16 protein-coding genes are annotated in these 16,118 nt (G+C 67.2%); 15 read left to right on the top strand and 1 reads right to left on the bottom strand.

Annotated elements, in window-relative coordinates; translation table 11 throughout:
* Window positions 1-60: 60 nt before the first annotated feature.
* From ACSC1P_RS16520 to ACSC1P_RS16480, 9 genes are all read left to right on the top strand, one after another.
* Window positions 61-816, top strand: a complete 756-nt coding sequence (locus ACSC1P_RS16520) for a hypothetical protein (protein ID WP_435361295.1) — start codon at window positions 61-63, stop codon at window positions 814-816.
* A gap of 71 nt (window positions 817-887) precedes the next feature.
* Complete coding sequence (locus ACSC1P_RS16515; protein ID WP_435361294.1) at window positions 888-1,367, top strand: DUF7283 family protein; 480 nt, start codon at window positions 888-890, stop codon at window positions 1,365-1,367.
* Window positions 1,345-1,749 carry a DUF7285 family protein gene (locus ACSC1P_RS16510; RefSeq protein WP_435361293.1) on the top strand — a complete coding sequence of 135 codons (405 nt, stop codon included), beginning with the start codon at window positions 1,345-1,347 and terminating at the stop codon, window positions 1,747-1,749. Before ACSC1P_RS16515 ends, ACSC1P_RS16510 begins: the two co-directional genes overlap by 23 nt.
* Window positions 1,746-2,654 carry a DUF7284 family protein gene (locus ACSC1P_RS16505; RefSeq protein ID WP_435361292.1) on the top strand — a complete coding sequence of 303 codons (909 nt, stop codon included), beginning with the start codon at window positions 1,746-1,748 and terminating at the stop codon, window positions 2,652-2,654. The genes ACSC1P_RS16510 and ACSC1P_RS16505 overlap by 4 nt, the downstream gene beginning before the upstream one ends.
* On the top strand, window positions 2,651-5,839 hold the full coding sequence (locus tag ACSC1P_RS16500) for a DUF7286 family protein (protein ID WP_435361291.1): 3,189 nt from the start codon (window positions 2,651-2,653) through the stop codon (window positions 5,837-5,839). Before ACSC1P_RS16505 ends, ACSC1P_RS16500 begins: the two co-directional genes overlap by 4 nt.
* Before the next feature lie 9 nt (window positions 5,840-5,848).
* Window positions 5,849-6,286: a DUF5791 family protein gene (locus tag ACSC1P_RS16495; protein ID WP_435361290.1), complete on the top strand. Its 438-nt coding sequence runs from the start codon at window positions 5,849-5,851 to the stop codon at window positions 6,284-6,286.
* A gap of 81 nt (window positions 6,287-6,367) precedes the next feature.
* The gene (locus ACSC1P_RS16490) at window positions 6,368-7,264 is read left to right on the top strand and encodes an SDR family oxidoreductase (RefSeq protein WP_435361289.1); all 897 of its coding nucleotides are present in this window, start codon (window positions 6,368-6,370) and stop codon (window positions 7,262-7,264) included.
* A gap of 98 nt (window positions 7,265-7,362) precedes the next feature.
* Window positions 7,363-8,538, top strand: coding sequence for a DHH family phosphoesterase (locus ACSC1P_RS16485; protein ID WP_435361288.1), 1,176 nt, complete (start codon window positions 7,363-7,365; stop codon window positions 8,536-8,538).
* A gap of 348 nt (window positions 8,539-8,886) precedes the next feature.
* The gene (locus tag ACSC1P_RS16480; protein ID WP_435361287.1) at window positions 8,887-9,975 is read left to right on the top strand and encodes an aldo/keto reductase; all 1,089 of its coding nucleotides are present in this window, start codon (window positions 8,887-8,889) and stop codon (window positions 9,973-9,975) included.
* A gap of 59 nt (window positions 9,976-10,034) precedes the next feature.
* Here the strand turns inward: ACSC1P_RS16480 and ACSC1P_RS16475 are convergent, their stop codons facing one another.
* A complete protein-coding gene (locus ACSC1P_RS16475) occupies window positions 10,035-10,205 on the bottom strand; it encodes an HVO_0758 family zinc finger protein (protein ID WP_435361286.1) in 171 nt (56 codons plus the stop codon).
* A 297-nt stretch (window positions 10,206-10,502) separates the two neighbouring features.
* Between ACSC1P_RS16475 and ACSC1P_RS16470 the strand changes: the two genes are divergently transcribed.
* From ACSC1P_RS16470 to ACSC1P_RS16445, 6 genes are all read left to right on the top strand, one after another.
* Window positions 10,503-11,687: an MFS transporter gene (locus tag ACSC1P_RS16470; RefSeq protein WP_435361523.1), complete on the top strand. Its 1,185-nt coding sequence runs from the start codon at window positions 10,503-10,505 to the stop codon at window positions 11,685-11,687.
* 70 nt (window positions 11,688-11,757) lie between these two features.
* The gene (locus tag ACSC1P_RS16465) at window positions 11,758-12,855 is read left to right on the top strand and encodes a glycosyltransferase family protein (RefSeq protein WP_435361285.1); all 1,098 of its coding nucleotides are present in this window, start codon (window positions 11,758-11,760) and stop codon (window positions 12,853-12,855) included.
* A 66-nt stretch (window positions 12,856-12,921) separates the two neighbouring features.
* Window positions 12,922-13,383 carry a DUF7109 family protein gene (locus ACSC1P_RS16460; protein WP_435361284.1) on the top strand — a complete coding sequence of 154 codons (462 nt, stop codon included), beginning with the start codon at window positions 12,922-12,924 and terminating at the stop codon, window positions 13,381-13,383.
* 341 nt (window positions 13,384-13,724) lie between these two features.
* Window positions 13,725-14,300: an NUDIX hydrolase gene (locus ACSC1P_RS16455; protein WP_435361283.1), complete on the top strand. Its 576-nt coding sequence runs from the start codon at window positions 13,725-13,727 to the stop codon at window positions 14,298-14,300.
* Window positions 14,301-14,366: 66 nt separating this feature from the next.
* A complete protein-coding gene (locus ACSC1P_RS16450; protein WP_435361282.1) occupies window positions 14,367-15,164 on the top strand; it encodes a hypothetical protein in 798 nt (265 codons plus the stop codon).
* Window positions 15,165-15,334: 170 nt separating this feature from the next.
* A complete protein-coding gene (locus ACSC1P_RS16445) occupies window positions 15,335-16,114 on the top strand; it encodes a DUF7388 family protein (RefSeq protein ID WP_435361281.1) in 780 nt (259 codons plus the stop codon).
* The last annotated feature ends 4 nt before the right edge of the window (window positions 16,115-16,118 follow it).

The raw sequence follows: 16,118 nt of genomic DNA, 5'->3' as shown, positions 1-16,118 counted from the left end.
GCCGAAAAACGTCCTTTGGCTTACACTATAAACCGACGGCGGTCGCAGCAATCGCATACGATGGCTGTCGACTCCGGCCTACTCGGTCTCCTCGTCGTGTTCGCGTGCGGATTCCTCGCGTTACTGTACGGACTCCGTGAACTGTCGGTCGCGGTCCGTCTTCACCGGGCCGATGCGACACCGATTGGCGGTGTTACACCGGACCAACGAGTCGAAATCGAAGGCACTGCTCGCCCGTCCGAGGAGCCAATCGAGGCACCGTTCAGCGGCGAGTCGACGCTGTACGGGGAGTGGCGCGTCAAGCAACGACACACCGACGAGGCCGGAACCGAGTGGGCGACCGAGCAGTACGAGTACGACGGTGTCCCGTTCCTCGTCGAAGACCAGAGCGGGACGGCGCTCGTCTACCCGGCCGGTGTCGACACGCGACTCACGGAGGACGTCGTCGCCGAGGTCTCGTCCAGTGACTCACCACCGGACCGCATCGAGCGCGCACTCGACGACCGCGGCTGGTCGTCGGAAGACGGCACGCTCGACTCGGTGACCGAAGCCTTCCAAGGGCCGCGTCGGTTCGTCGAGGCACGACTGGACGCCGACACGACGGCCTACGTCGTCGGGAAGGCGAGGGAACCAACCCACGACGAGCCGTCGAAAGTGCACACGGTGTTCGAGCCTGACGAGTCGCTGTTCGTCCTCTCGGACGAGGAGGAACCACAGGTGGTGCGACGTGTCCTCCGAGACAGTGCGATGCCGCTGTTCCTCGCACTCGTGATGCTCGGTGCCAGTGTGTTCATCGGCTTCGTGATGTACGGCTGACGCGGCTCGCGTTTCCCGTCGTTCTTCTTGCTGTCTCCGGATTCAAGTACGAGGACGCGGCCACCGTCGGCATGTTCGACGTTCCGATGGACGCGTGGTACTGCTGGCTCGGGGTGGCCGCCGTGGGGCTGGTCGTCGCCGGGGTCGCGGTAGAGTTACCGACGACCGCTCCACCCGACGCGACTGGGGTCGCTGCCACGGTCGACGCCGTGGCCGGTGCGACCTACCCGAGTACCGCCGAGCACCCAGTCGACGCCGACGCGGCGAGACTCGGGCCGCACCGACTCGGCCTGCGCAACGACGGCGGCACGGCCCACGCACGCTTCGCCTTCGCGCCGGTCGTCCCGGTCGGCGACGGCGGGCCGCTGGCCCGGGTCGCCACGGGAGCGCACCCACGGCAGGTGTTCGACTCACCCGCCGCGTTCCAGCGGGCGGCGGACCGTCGCATCGCCAGCGTCGGCGAGGACCCACGCTGGCGACCGGTCGACGGGAGAATCGTCGTGAGACAGGTCCACTGGGAGGGTGTCCGTGTCACGCTCGTCGTCGTGTAGGGCACAGACCGAGCCGACGGCTGCGCTCGCCGCCGTCCTCGCGGTCTGTCTCGGCCTGACACTGTATGCGGGAACGCTCACCAGCACGCTCCAGTCGTTTTCGCCCGGCGACGACGACACGCAAGTCGCCGAGTCGACGCTCGGCAGAGCCTACGCGACAGTCGCGCAGGACGGCGTCGTCGACCCTGACCGACTCTCGCAGGCGGCGACGGTCGGGCCGGCGGGTTATCACGTCGCGGTGCGACTGACAGCTGACAGTGAGCACTGGCGTGCCGGGCCAGCATCGCCGGAAGCTGTCGCCACGGCAGTCCGGCCGGTCAGCGTTCGCCTCGCACCGGGCGTCGTCGTGAGCGGGACGCTACGGGTGGAGGTGTGGACGTGACGAGGCGACGCGCGCAATCCGACCGCGGCGTCAGCACCGTCGTCGACGTGGCGCTCTGTCTGTTACTCGTCTCCGCGAGCGTGGTCGTGCTCGTCGGCGTTGGCGGCCCCACAGAACCGGTCGATACGACCGCTGCCGACCACGCGGCGACCCTGCTGACGGGGACGACTGCGACGGCGAACTACTCGCTCGCGCCGGGCGCACGACGCGCCGACCAGTCGCTCGTCCCGTTCCCACAGACTGCTGGAACGGCGTTCGACCGGACAGCACACGGGTCAGTCGCACAGTTGCTCGCCCGAGCCGCGGTCGCCAACGCGACGATTGCTGGAACGCCTATCTCACACGCAAGCGACGACTTCGAGGTGGCGGTGTCGAACGCGACAAGAGTCAGACTCGACCCCATTAGCCAGGACTGGCAGGTCGTCTCGCTGTGGCGACCGACGCCCGGCGACAGCGTTCGTGGGCAGATCACGGTCGGTGCTGACCCGCCGCCCCGAGCAGCCGTCTCCACCGCGGTCGTCCGCGTTCGTGTCGGCGACAGTCGTCGGGTCGGCACAGGCGACGCCAGCCACTCGTTCGACACACTCGCCGCGGAGACTGCAGCCGACACGCTCCGGGTCCTGTACCCACCGCAGCAGTCTCACCTTGCCTTACTCGGCGACTATCCGACGGACCGACTGACGACCTATCGCTATCGCCGGGTAGCGGGCCTGCTCGGCGTCGACCTCGCCGGGACGGTCGCCGAGGCTGACGCGGCCCGCGCGAATCAGCGACTCGCTCGTGGACTCGCTCCACGTCTCGCACCAACTCTGCGCGACCGATTCGACTCGCCCCGTACTGCTCGCGCTGCCGTGGACCGCCGCGTCGGAACCGTCCTCGTCGTCGTCAGGACGTGGTCGGCGTGAGGTCGCGAGACACCGTGGGACTCGCGGACGACGACCGGGCACGCGTCCCGTTCGCACTCGTCGGCGTCTTCCTGCTCGTGAGCAGTGCGGCACTCGCCACTACCCTCTCGACGCGGGAACCGGGCGGCGCGACACCCGACGCGGACCTCGCGGTCGAACGCGCCGGCAGCGCCATCGTCTCCGCACTCCGCGGTGCAGTCGACACCGCGGCCAGCAACGCTGGCACGAATCCTGTCCTCTCGCCCGCGAACACGTCTGTTGGCCGGGTGTTGAACGAGTCAACACCGTTCCGCGACGCCCTCAGACTCCGCGTGTACCGGCAGGCCAGTACTGCACTCGCCGATGTCGACGTTCGGGTCGGCGACGCTCGCGTAACCGCGAGCCTGCCACCGGTCGAGCCGAACCGCGCGGCCTTCACACTCCGGCGGGCGAAGCAGCGTGTCCACCTCTCGCGGACCGGTAACGGTTCGCTCGCGGTCCGCATCGACGACGTGACCGTCTCGGTTCGCCACGAGGGGCAGGTCGTCGCCCGCGAAACCCGGTCCGTCTCGTTCACTGCGGCGACCCCAGTCCTGCTCGTTCACGACCGCGTCTCGTCGTTCGAGACGCGACTGAACCGCGGGCCGACCGAAGGCCGTGGCTTCGGCCGACAGTTCGCGGCCCGGCTGTACGCGTGGGCGTGGGCTCGGGGCTACGTCCAGTACGCCGGGGCAGCGCCGAACGCGAACCAGACCGTCGAGAACGTCGTCTCGCCCGAATACGTCTCGCTGTCGGCGAACGAAGCCGTCCTCGCCACGCAACAGGGTGATTTCGGTCGGGCCGACGACGCGGGGAAGCGCGCGCTCGGTGCGGCCCGCCTCCAGTTACTCGCTGGCGAACTCGTGGGGCGTGCCCCAGTGAGCACGCCCGGCATCTCGCCGTCGACGTGGGTCGACCTCGTCCTCGGCGACCCCGACGGGACGATGGCGAACGCGGCAACCGAGGTACCAGCACCGGGCACGGCGGGTGTCACGCCCGAAGACCCGCTCACCATCGGTGTGAACGAGTCGGCCAGCGACGCCTACGCCGCGCTCCTCGACGGCGAGGGCAGCTGGACCATCGACGAAGTCCTCCGCGAGACGTACAGTGCAGACGTTCGGGTCGCCGCGACCGTTCGCGGGCAGGCTTCGATGCCGGACCTCCCGTCGGCTCCCGATGGGCCGGGCTGGCAGCGGCTCGGGACGCGGACCGACCGTGACTTCCGCGCCGTGGGCGGGGACGCAACCGTACCCCGGGGCGGTCGTCGCGAGCACCGACTCGACTCGTCGACGCGGGTGGTCCTCGTCACGACGACGCGAACCAGCCGGTGGGTTCGCTGGAACGACTCCCGGAAGACGACTTCCAGCGCGACCGGCCGCTACCGAGTCGGCCTCGCCGTGTTGGCAGAGCCAGCGCCCGCAGTTCCCGGTCCCAGTCGACCCATCGAGGACGCGTTCGAGCGGGCTGCAGACGGCTCGCTGGTCGAAATCCGCCAGCGAGCACTCGCCCGCTTCGACGACCGCGGCAGTCACGACGAACTGGCCCGGCGCGCGGTGCTGGGCACGCTCGACGAGCAGCGAACCCGGCTGTACGCCACGCCGCCACCGGGTGCCGAGTCGGTCGTCTACGACGGTCTCTCTACGCTCCGTGAGACGACCCGAAACGTGTCGGTCGAAACCGCCCGCGGCGACCTCGTCACCAGTGCGACCCCCGCGGCGGAACTCCGTGACCGAGTCCGAGACCGACGCTCAGCACTGGTCGACGCGCCGGCCCGGTACGACGGCCTCGTAGACCGGGCCCGAGTCGCGGTCCGAGCGGCCTACCTCGACCACCTCGACCAGACGCTCGCGGCACGGGCCGAGGGGACCCAGCGCGGCCGAGCCGGTCTCGGTGACGCCCTCTCGGCGGTTGGCCTGTCGCTCGACGGTCTGGGCGAGACGATGGCTGCGAGACAGCGAGTCGACCGACCCGAAACACGCGAGTTCGGCCACGGCGGCCCTGCGGGTCCAGTCGAACTCCGGGTCGATGCGGTGCCCTCGTACCTCGTGCTGAACGAGATTTCGACCGAGCAGGCGTCGTCGATTCGGACACCGGGCTACCACCCGCTGTCGACGCGGAACCTGAACGTCTTCACGGTTCCCTACGGCCAGGCCGCAGACGCGGTCACGAGCAGCGCGAACGAGGACGCGTCTCCAGACTCGGCGGCCCTGTCGGTCGCGGTCCCGAGCCTGTTCGCCATGGAGGCCGTGAGCCGGGAACTCGCGACCGTGAGCGCTCGCCAGCAGCGCGACCGGCTCGAACGGGCCGTCGGCGACTGTCTCGACGCGATTTCGGCGCGGGTCGCGGCTGACTTCGCCGCGGAGACGGCCCTCACCCGCGACGAGGCCGACGCCGCGGTCGCGGCCGGACTCGCACAGTGGCCGACGACGAGCCACCGGGCACGGGCGGTCGTGAACGGGTCGGCAGTCGACCCCATCGCCGCGGCGGCGGTCGCCCGGAGCGACGCGCTCGACACCCAGTGGGAGCGAGATGCGGCCGGACTCCGCGTGGAATCGTCGCTCCGGGACGCCCGCCGAATCGAGGCTGCCCGCGTCGACGAGGACGTGCTGGCCGATTCGATGCCCTTCCTCCGAGAGCAACAACAGAACGTCGTCGCTGCCGCCGGGACGACGCTCCTCGCCGAAACAGACCGGACCGCACGCCAGACCCGTTTCGACAACGAATCGATGCGGACGATGTTCGCCGGGGTCCCGGTCCTCCCATACTACTCGTGGGTCGCCACGGCGAACGTCTGGGTCGTCGAGGTTCGCGGGACCTACGCCCGATTCACCGTCCGTGCCGACCGCGGAACCCCGGCGGCACCCGGCGGCGAGTTCGTCTACTCGCGTGACGGCGAGGCGGTCCGGTTCGACGCCGACGGCGACGGGGCCGCGGAGCGAGTCGGCTATTCGGACCGCGTCAGTTTCGAGAATTCTGTCGGAGTGCTCGTCGTCGTCCCGCCCGGTCGAACCGGCGTCGGCGATGTGGATGGAACCATGGACGAGACATCCGCCGGCTGGGGCTGTCCGCCGCCGACGGTGTGGCCGCCGCGAGGGACAGACGCCTCCGACGCCTCCGACGCCTCCGACGCGACCGGATGCAGCAAGCCCTTGTATCGCCCGGTCTAAGCCCGCGCTATGTTCCACGAGCAGCGGATGGACGTGTCGGGGCTGTCGCCAGCCGACCTCGAAGCCGAGTACGCCGACGACCTCGCGGCGGTCGTCGAGTCGCAGGGAGTGGACGCGGTCGTCGACGCGACGGACCTCGACACGGAGACGGTCGAGACGCTCGCCGGCGGCGAGGTCCCTGCGGGACTCTCGCTGCAGGACGCCGCCGCGGTGCAGGCGCTGGCCGAGGGCGTCGCTGACGCCGACACCGTCGTCGAAATGGCGTGTGAACACCTCCTGCTCGGGATGACGACCGGCGTCATGGACATCGAAGCGGTCGCCACCGACCTCGACGACGGCCTCGACTTAGACCCGACCGAAGTCCAGCAGAAGATAGAGCGCCGTGCGCCGATGACGTTCCACGAATTCGTCCACATCCAGCACGTCATCGCCAGCCGCCAGCCGTAGGACTGCCACGTTTCTCCGCGCTTTCGGCAAAGACACACCGACAGCGGTAGCGATTTCCCGCCCACTCCCGAAGCCACGGCCATGCGCGTTGCGATACTCGGCTGTGGCTACGTCGGCATCGAACTCGGTCGCCAGCTAACCGATTCGGGACACGACGTGGTCGGGGTCAGACGCTCCGACGAGGGCTGTGCCGCCATCGAGGACGCCGGGTTCACGGCAGTACAGGCCGACTTGCTCGCCCCCGACAGCCTCGCCGACGTGCCAGACGCTGACGTGCTCGTCTACGCCGCCAGTAGCGGCGGCCGCGGGGCCGACGCCGCCCGACGGGTGTACGTCGACGGACTCGACACGGTGCTCGCGCACTTCGCCGAGCGTGACGACTCGCCCGACAGACTCGTCTACACCTCCAGCACGGGCGTCCACGGCGACCACGGCGGCGACTGGGTGGACGAAACTACGCCGCTCACGCCAAGCACGCCGAAGACCGAGGTACTGGCCGAAGCCGAAGCAGTCGCGCTCGGAGCCGGCGACATCTACGGCATCGACGGGACAGTCGCTCGCTACGCCGGACTGTACGGCCCCGACCGCTACCGGCTGGAGCGATACGTCGAGGGGCCAGTCACGGAGGGCTACCTGAACATGGTCCATCGGGACGACGCCGCCGGAGCCGTCCGCTACCTGCTCGAAACAGACCTCGCCCGTGGCGAGGCCGTCCTCGTCGTCGACGACGAACCCGTCTCGAAGTGGGAGTTCGCGGACTGGCTGGCCGAGCAGTGCGGTGAACCGGAACCGCCGAAACAGACTATCGAAGACCGACTCGCGGCGGGCGACCTCTCCGAGCCGGCCGAGCGCCGCCTACGGACCTCCAAGCGGTGTTCCAACGCAAAAATCCGTGGACTCGGCTACGAGTTCGCGTTCCCGACCTACCGAGAGGGCTACCGGGCTGCAGTCGACATGTATCGGCAGCGACAGGCCTGAACCAGTCTCGTCAGCGACAGTCTGTCGACCTGTATCAGCGGCTACAGGCCTGAGAGACTTGGGGAACCTTCTTACCAGTCCACCGTGACGAAGTGGATATGTGGCTGGCTGGCACGCTGTCAGTCGACCAACTTCAGCCCGACGACGTGGTGGAAACGGCGGCGAGCGACCCCCAGTTGCTCGCCGCAGTCGTCGTCGGACTCGTCGTGGTCGGCCTCGGACTGAAACTCGCACTCGGCTACCTGCGCCGACCGGCCGGTGCGAAGTTCGTCCGTTCATTGAAGAAGACCGACGAGGTTTCGGTGCTGTTGCACCCGAACCCCGATCCGGACGCGATGGCCTGCGGGATGGCCGTCGCCCGACTCTGTGAACACGCTGGCGTCGACGCGACGCTCCAGTTTCCCGGCGAGATTCGCCATCAGGAGAACCGCGCGTTCCGCACGGTCCTCGAACTCGACCTCGTCCACGTCGAGAGCGCGGCGGACCTCGTCGCCGACGACGTCATCCTCGTCGACCACAACACGGCGCGGGGCTTCCAGGGCGCGCAGGGTATCGAACCCTACGCTGTCGTCGACCACCACCCCGGAAACGGCACCGGCTTCGAGTATACTGACATCCGCACCGAGTTCGGGGCCTGTTCGACCATCCTCGCCGAGTACTTCGACGACCTCGATGCGGCGCTCGGGAACGGCAACGGCGGTGACGACTCGGTCGTCCTGCCCTCTCGCACGGCGACTGGGATGGTGTTCGGTATCCAGTCCGACACCAACCACCTCACGAAGGGCTGTTCCGCCGCCGAGTTCGAGGCGAGCAGCTACCTCTACCCGGCCGTGAACGAGGACTTGCTCGACCGAATCGCCAACCCGCAGGTCCCAGCCGAAGTGCTCCAGACGAAGGCGAAGGCCATCTACGAGTGCGACGTGGAGAGCCCCTTCGCCGTCTGTGACCTCGGTGCGGTCTCGAACGTCGACGCGATTCCACAGGCTGCGGACGAGTTGATGCACCTCGAAGGCGTCTCGGCCGTCGTCGTCTTCGGCGAGAAAGAGGGAACCATCCACCTCTCCGGTCGCGCCCGCGACGACCGTATCCACATGGGTGAGGCATTGCGGGCGGTGGTCGCCGACATCCCGATGGCCGAAGCCGGCGGCCACGCCCGGATGGGCGGCGGGCAACTCTCGAAAGACCACATGGAGGGCATCGGGCCGTCGGATGGCGTCTCTCGGGAAGAGTTCAAGCAGTTCCTGTTCGACGCGCTTGCAGAAGGAAGACAGTAATCGGTCTCAGTTTGCTTGTGTCGATTTTGCGTCGTCGTTTCCGGTAGCGGTGTGTTCGGTCTCGTGAGTACTGACCATCGTTCCACGAAGCAGTTCACTATCGCCGATGGAACATGACCGCAGCCACACCCTCCCCATCCGATTCCGCTCCTCACCTCACTCGCTTCGCTCGCTCGGTTTCGGTGCTCATCCCTCGCGCGACTTTGCGTTGCGGCCTTCGGCACGCAACTCGGCGCGCGCCAGACCGGTTGTGAGGCAACAGTCGAACCACTTTCTACACCACCTCGAACTCCGTAATTCCGTGTCGGTAACGGACCCCTTTTCTTCGAGACGCGCCAACGCGCTCGCATGGTGACGAGTACAGCGACGTGGGAGTACCGCGACGCGTACCACGAGTCGTTCGGCCGGACCTACTTCCGGCGCTTCGCCGACGGGCTGGTGTCGAGCATCGGCGTGGGGACCTACCTCGGCGACCCGACCGACGAGGTGGACGCGAACTACCACGACGCCATCGTCCGGGCGCTTTCGTCGGGCGTGAACGTCGTCGACACGGCCATCAACTACCGCTGCCAGCGCTCGGAGCGCGTCGTCGGCGAGGCGTTCCGCGACGCCGACGTGGCCCGCGAAGCGGTGCTCATCTCGACCAAGGGCGGGTTCGTCCCGTTCGACGGCTCGCGCCCGGAGAACCCCGGACAGTTCGTCCAGACCGAGTACGTCGATTCGGGCATCGTCGACCCCGACGACCTCGTGCGCGGGAGCCACTGCATCGCGCCGGGGTACATCGAAGACCAGTTAGACCGGTCGCTCGACAACCTCGACCTCGATTCCATCGACCTGTACTACGTCCACAACCCGGAAACGCAACTCGTAGAAAAGTCGCGCGAAGCCGTGTACGACCAACTCGAAGCCACCTTCGAGCGACTGGAGAAACGGGCCGCGATGGGCGACATCCAGCAGTACGGGCTGGCGACGTGGGAGTGCTTCCGCGTCCCGAAAGAGCACGACTCGTACCTCTCGCTGGCCGAAGTCGTCGCTCGTGCCCGCGCCGCGGCGAAGGAAGTCGGCAACGCGGCGACGCACTTCGGCGCGATTCAGTTGCCCTTCAACGTCCACATGGCCGACGCGTTCACCGTCGCCGCGCAGGAGTCGGCCGACGGGACGGTCAGCACGCTCGAACTGGCGCACAACGCTGGCCTGAACGTGTTCACCAGCGCGTCGATTCTCCAGGGCGACCTCACCGAGGAGTTGCCCGAAGACGTAGCCACGCGGCTAGAAGGCGAGAGCACGGTCCAGAAAGCCATCAACTTCGCACGCTCGGCACCCGGTGTGACGAGTTCGCTCGTCGGCATGAGCCGCGTCGAACACGTCGACGAGAACGTCGCTGCCGGGACGTACGACCCGATGGGGGCGGACGCGTTCGACGCGACGTTCGAGTAGGCGGCCACCACCGCCACGGCCGCGCCACCTCGCGGCCTCGTCGTCTCGTCGCAGCCTCGTCAGCGAATCTCTTTCCACTCGCCGCCGCAGTCGGGGCAGGCACGAACCGTCCCGATCTCGTCGGGGTCGTTCTTCGTCTTCAGATTCTTCCCACATTCCGCACACGTGAGTCGTTCGTAGGTGTCCTTCTCCAGCGACCCGTCTCGCAACGCCTTGCGCACCGATTTCATGGAGGCGGCTACGAAGGGGGAGGGGAAAAGTACCGGGGTGGGACTCGCAGGGAACAGACTGCTTCACCGACAGGTTCGCCGAATCGCGCGTCGGACCGTGTATCTGTCGGGCCGCCCGCAACTCTCCGCGTAAGTCCCTGCTATCGTACCCTGTCGTGTGCGAACACGCACTCGGCTGTGTTTCGGTTCGAAAGCTTTGAACGCCTCGCACGGGAAGTAGCGTTCGTGACGGCACAGACTCCCGACCGGACGCGTCCGACCGATGGCCGACTGGGCCTGTTCGGGTCGCTCTGTGCCATGGTGTTTCTCGTCAACCTCGCGCGGGTCGTCTTCGCGCCGCTGCTCGACCCGCTGGGTGCGGCCTTCGGCGTCACGTCGGAGGGCGCAGTCGGCCTCATCGCGACGCTCGCCTGGGTCGGCAGCGCGCTTCCGCGTATCCCGACCGGCTATCTGTTGACTCGCGTGTCGCGCCATCGCGTCGTCCTCGGCACTGGCGTCGTCCTGACGCTCTCGACCACGCTCACGGCCTTCGCCGGGTCGCTCACGCAGGTGTACCTCGGCGCGTTCTGTATGGGTCTGGCCAGTGGAGCGTACTTCATCGCGGCGAACCCCCTCGTGAGCGAGTTGTTCCCGCATCGAGTCGGCCGCGCTATCGGGGTGCACGGGATGTCGAGCCAACTCGCGGCAGTCGGGGCACCACTGTTCGTCGGACTACTACTGGTCCAGTCGTCCTGGCAGGTGCCGGGACTCGGCTCGTTCGCGTCGTGGCGCGTCGTGATGCTCTGTATCGCTGCCGTCGCCGCAGTGACGACCGTCGGCTTCTTTTTCATCGCGCGCCGGTCGACGATGCCCAGCGCGGGGCAGGCCGACCGTGACTTGCTCGCCGCGGCCCGCCGGCAGTGGCCCATCATCCTGACCGGCTTCGTCATCCTCGGTGGGACTGGTTTCGTGTGGAACGGACTGTTCAACCTCTACGTCCGGTACCTCTCGGTCGAGAAGGGACTGGCCGCGAGTCAGGGCCGGACGTTGCTCACGCTGGTCTTCCTCGCCGGGGTGCCCGCGTTCTTCTTCGCGGGGAACCTCGCAGACCGGCTACCCCACGTTCCACTGCTCCTCGCGCTACTGGGCGGGTTCACGACCTGTCTGCTCGTGTTGACCGCGGTGTCCGGCTTCGTTCCCATCCTCGTCGTCACGCTGGTGCTTGGCTACCTCATCCACAGCACGTTCCCCACGATGGACACGTTCCTGCTTGAATCGCTGCCGGACGAGAACCGGGCGTCGGCGTACGCACTTTACTCCGGGTCGATGATGATTTTCCAGGCGACCGGGAGCGTCACGGTCGGTGCACTCGTCGACTCGGGACTCGGCTACGACGTGGTCTATCGCGGGATGGCGCTCGTGCTGGTCGCCATCCTGTTCTGTCTGTTCGCGCTGTATCTGACCGACCGGTTGCCGACCGGTGCCGCGACTGGCGAGTACTGACTCGACGCCGATTCGGCAAGGCGCGCCCGAGTCGGGGTCGTTTTTAGGTTCCGGTCCTGACACCCGCCCGATGGAGTACGTCCAGGAGCGGGTCGCCACGCTCCACGACCTGACTGACCCGCGGCCGGACGCGCCGACGGAACGAGCGGCCGTCGTCGTCCCGATGACGGAGCGCGAGTACGCCGGACTGGCCGCAGAGCAGGTGCTCTCGACGTTGGCGCGCGTCGACCCCGCGTCGGTCATCGTCCCACTCCGCGCCCCGGCCGAGTGCGTGCCCGACTTCCGGACGTGGCTGGACTCGTTCGACCTCGACATCGACCTGCTGTGGTGTTCCGCGGATTCGGTCTCAGACCTCCTGCACGAACACGGACTGGAGAACGGCTTCGGCAAGGGTCGCGACGTGTGGCTCGCACTCGGTCTCGCAGCCAAGCGCGCGGACTACGTCGTCGTCCACGACGCCGACGCGAAGACGTACTCTGACGCACACGTCCCACGGCTGCTCGCGCCACTCGCGGATGACTTCTCGTTCACGAAGGGCTACTACGCCCGCGTCGAGAACGACCGCCTGTACGGGCGGCTGTTCCGGCTGTTCTACGCGCCGCTAGTCCGCGCGCTCGACGACGCGCACGACGCGGCGATTCTGGACTACCTCGACTCGTTCCGGTACGCACTCTCTGGCGAGTTCGCAATGACGGCCGACCTCGCCCGCCGAGTTCGGACCCAGCGCGCGTTCGGCCTCGAAGTCGGTCTCCTTTCCGACACCTTCGCGCAGGCTGGCTTCGCGGGCACCGCACAGGTCGACCTCGGGCGACACGAACACGATCACCGGTCGGTTTCGGGGCCGACCGGCCTCTCGGACATGGCTGGCGAAGTCGGGCAGGCGTTGTTCAACACGCTCGCCGACCACGGTGTCTCACCCGACTTCGAGGCGCTCCCCGACCGGTACCACGACGCGGCGACCGCCCTCGTCCGGCAGTACGCCGCCGACGCGCGGTTCAACGGTCTCGACTTCGACGCCGCAGGCGAGCGCGAGCAGGTGGCCGCCTACGCCGAGTCTGTCCGCCCGCCGACGGCCGACACGCGGCTTCCCCCGTGGACCGACGCACCGCTCTCGCCCGACGAGGTCGCCGACGCTGCCAGCGAGGCGCTGGAACGCGTCACCGAGTGACACAATCCGGTCGCGTGGTCTGTCTCGGTCGAATGAATCTTTAGGGGGGACGCCGTGGCACCCACCATGCGAGTCAGCGAGGACGAACTCGCCGGGGTGGTGGACCTGTTCGGTGGCCTGACGCGCGACGAACTGACACAGGCGCTCACCGAAGTGGCCTACCGTGCTGGCGACGATATCGAAGAAGAGACCGTCGAATCGGCGATTTCTGGGGCACTCGCGAGCTATCATCTCGTCGAATACTGCGACGACGACCGAACGCTCATCGTGGCCGGTCCCCGCGCCTTCCCGGAACAACCGGACCACGCCGAGGACCTGCCGCACATCATGGGTATCGACCCCCGCGACGTGGACCGCCAGTCGCTCGGCACCCTCGTCCGCCAGCGCATGGGCGACGAAGCCTCGGCGGCACTGGCCGGCGCGAACGAAGACCGAATGCACGAACTCGTCGACGTGAGCTACGACCTCGAAGCGTGGGCTCCCGTCGACTGTACCGCGGTCCGGTCGCGTATCGACGCGCGACTCTGAACCAGGCGCGACTTTTCTGGCGTTCTTCGAGGACGACGACCAGTGGAACGACCGGCATGGCGCGCGCTGGCGAGCGTGTCCGAGCGAAGCGAGGGCCGCGAGATGTGGTCGCGCGAGGGATGAGGACCGCAGGCCGAAGGCCGAGGACCGGAATCGGATGGGGAGGTTGTGGCGGCGGTGCTGTGCGGTGGCGGTCATGTACCGTCGTGATTCGTCGTCTGCTCGTCGAAGACAGGAACAGAAACGTCGATTCCCGGGTGAACAGAAATGACGACAGAAGAAACAGCAACCCACACGACCGATAGCGAAGAATTTACACGATGAAGCCGTACAGACGACCGATGGACCTGGGTCGCGTGAACGAGTTCACCCCACGCCCGATAGACGACCAGAAGCACGACGCAGGCGTGCTCATCCCCGTCATCGAGCGCGAGGACGGCTACTACCTGCTGTTCACCAAACGCGCGGACCACCTCGGCAAGCACCCGGGACAGATGAGTTTCCCCGGCGGGGGCAACGAACCCGGCGACGAGGACATCCGAGAGACGGCACTCCGCGAGGCGTACGAGGAAATCGGCCTGCACCCCGACGAAGTCGACCTCGTCGGCCGCCTCGACGACATCCGCACGATTACGGAGTACGCCGTCACGCCGTTCGTCGGCGTCGTTCCCGACCGCGAGTACGAGCGCAACGAGCGCGAAGTGGCGGAAGTCGCCGTGCTTCCGGTCTCGGCGCTGGTCGACCCGATAAACTACGAGTACGACCGGCGTGACCACCCGCACTACGGCGACATCGTCATCCACTACTTCCACGTCGACGGCTTCACGGTCTGGGGCGCGACCGGGCGCATCCTCGTCCAGTTCCTCGAACTGACGACGGACTGGCGCGCGCCGGAGCGTATCGACCGGCGAATCTGACTGTAGCGACGATTCCATGGCACGCAAAGGATGCGTGTTTTCGGCACTGCTGAACTAGCGGCGCGTATGGAGCGCGACGACTCGGCCGAAGAACGAAATCCGAAGGAAGCGCAGGTCGAACAGCACGAATTGGCCGAGGAAGCCGCCGAGTCGCTCCGTGAGTCGACAGCAGACCAGCCAGCGGTTCTGAGTGTCGCCATCGGCGCGAGCGGTCCAGTAGTCGATGGTTTTCGGACGTGGGAGATTCACGTCCGGGTCGATGCTGACGCGCCGACTACGGTGAGCCTCCCGGAAACTGTCGACACCGTCCCTGTCGTCGTCTCGGAGGGAATTCGCTGGCGGAAAGAGGACGCAGAACGTGGCCTACCGTTTCGGCGGACAGTCACAGTCACGGCTGTCGACGACACACCAGAGTCGGTCGAGGTCCGGTACGACCTCGGTGTCGGGAGAGACGAGATATCGAGAGACGGAACGGCGATACTCGAAGCACGAGTCACGAACCTCTCCGAGTCCGTTCGAGAGGTTCGGCTTCCCTACCCGAAAGGGTCGAGCGAATCGTCGGGACCGCCGGGTGTCTATCTGTATTCGACCAGCGTCCCTGACGCGCCGACGCGAGACTACGCCCCGCAGTGCATCGACTCGCCCGGCAGGCAAGCCAGTGACCACGGCTGGACGATGGAGATGATTCCCTCGATACGGCTAGCTCCCGGGGAGACACTGACCGACGAACTCGTGCTGAGGGAAAGTCGGACGATGAACGCGTGTTTCCCCGTCGGAACGTATCGGTTTGAACATCCCCAGCAAATCGACGGAACATCGTTTCAGTGGGATTTCACGGTCGAAATAACCGACTCGTCTGTGTAGCAACTTACCCACCAGTCACACCGCTTTCACCGGCGATACTTCGTTCCCTCCGACACCCTTATCCCGAATGCTGGCATTCCTACCAATACATGGTCGCGCAGACGATGGATCGAGTTCCACTCGCCCGAAATTAGACTGTTCTGTCTCTCGGTATCCGGAGGTGTCCACTCATGTTAACGAGCGGTGTCTCTCTCGCCAAGACAGGTCTCGACGGAGTCGCATTGAAGCCGAAAGAAGTCGACGTCGCGCAGGCGGCCCATCTGGGCTCTGACCTGCTGGTCGTCGACTACGAAGGTCGTGAGCATCTGCCCGACGCGTCGACCCTGCGGTCGCTCTCGAAAGAGTCGACCGTCATGGTGACGACGCCGGTTCGCGCCGACGGGTTCGACCCGCTCGGAGACTGTTCGCTGGCGGCGACGCTCCCTGAAGACGTGAGTCGCATCCTCGTCGCGGGGCACCCCGCGTATCTCACCGACGAGGAGAAGGGCCGGGCAATCGCGCCACGACTCGGCGAGGCCAGGAAGGCTGACGCAGACGCGTGGGTCGGCACCGAAGGCGTCGAACGACTCGCGATGGCGGTCGGCGGGACGCAGTTCGAACTGCTGTCGCGCTCGACCGACCGGGACATCCGGGCGCTGCGGGCGGCCGGCTTCGACGGCGAAGTCGCTATCTACGCCCCGACGGTCCTGACCGACGACGACGACGCGGTCCTCGACGCGGTCGGCGGCTACGTCTCGCGCCGGGGTGCGGTCGCGCGGGCGCTGCCCGACGGCTGTGCCACCGACGCGAGCGCAACCGGCCGCGCTCGTGAAGTCCTCCTGAAGGCGAGCACCGACTTCGCACTCGTCGGCGACACGAAGACGGTACGCGAGCGCGTCGCCGAACTGAAAGACCTCGGTGCAGACTTCGTGGTCGGCTATCCGGCACGCGGGCTGGACGAGTTCCGCTGAGTCG

The organism is Haloarchaeobius caseinilyticus (assembly GCF_051207395.1).
Lineage (GTDB): Archaea > Halobacteriota > Halobacteria > Halobacteriales > Natrialbaceae > Haloarchaeobius.
This window is presented reverse-complemented; position numbering and strand designations above follow the sequence as displayed.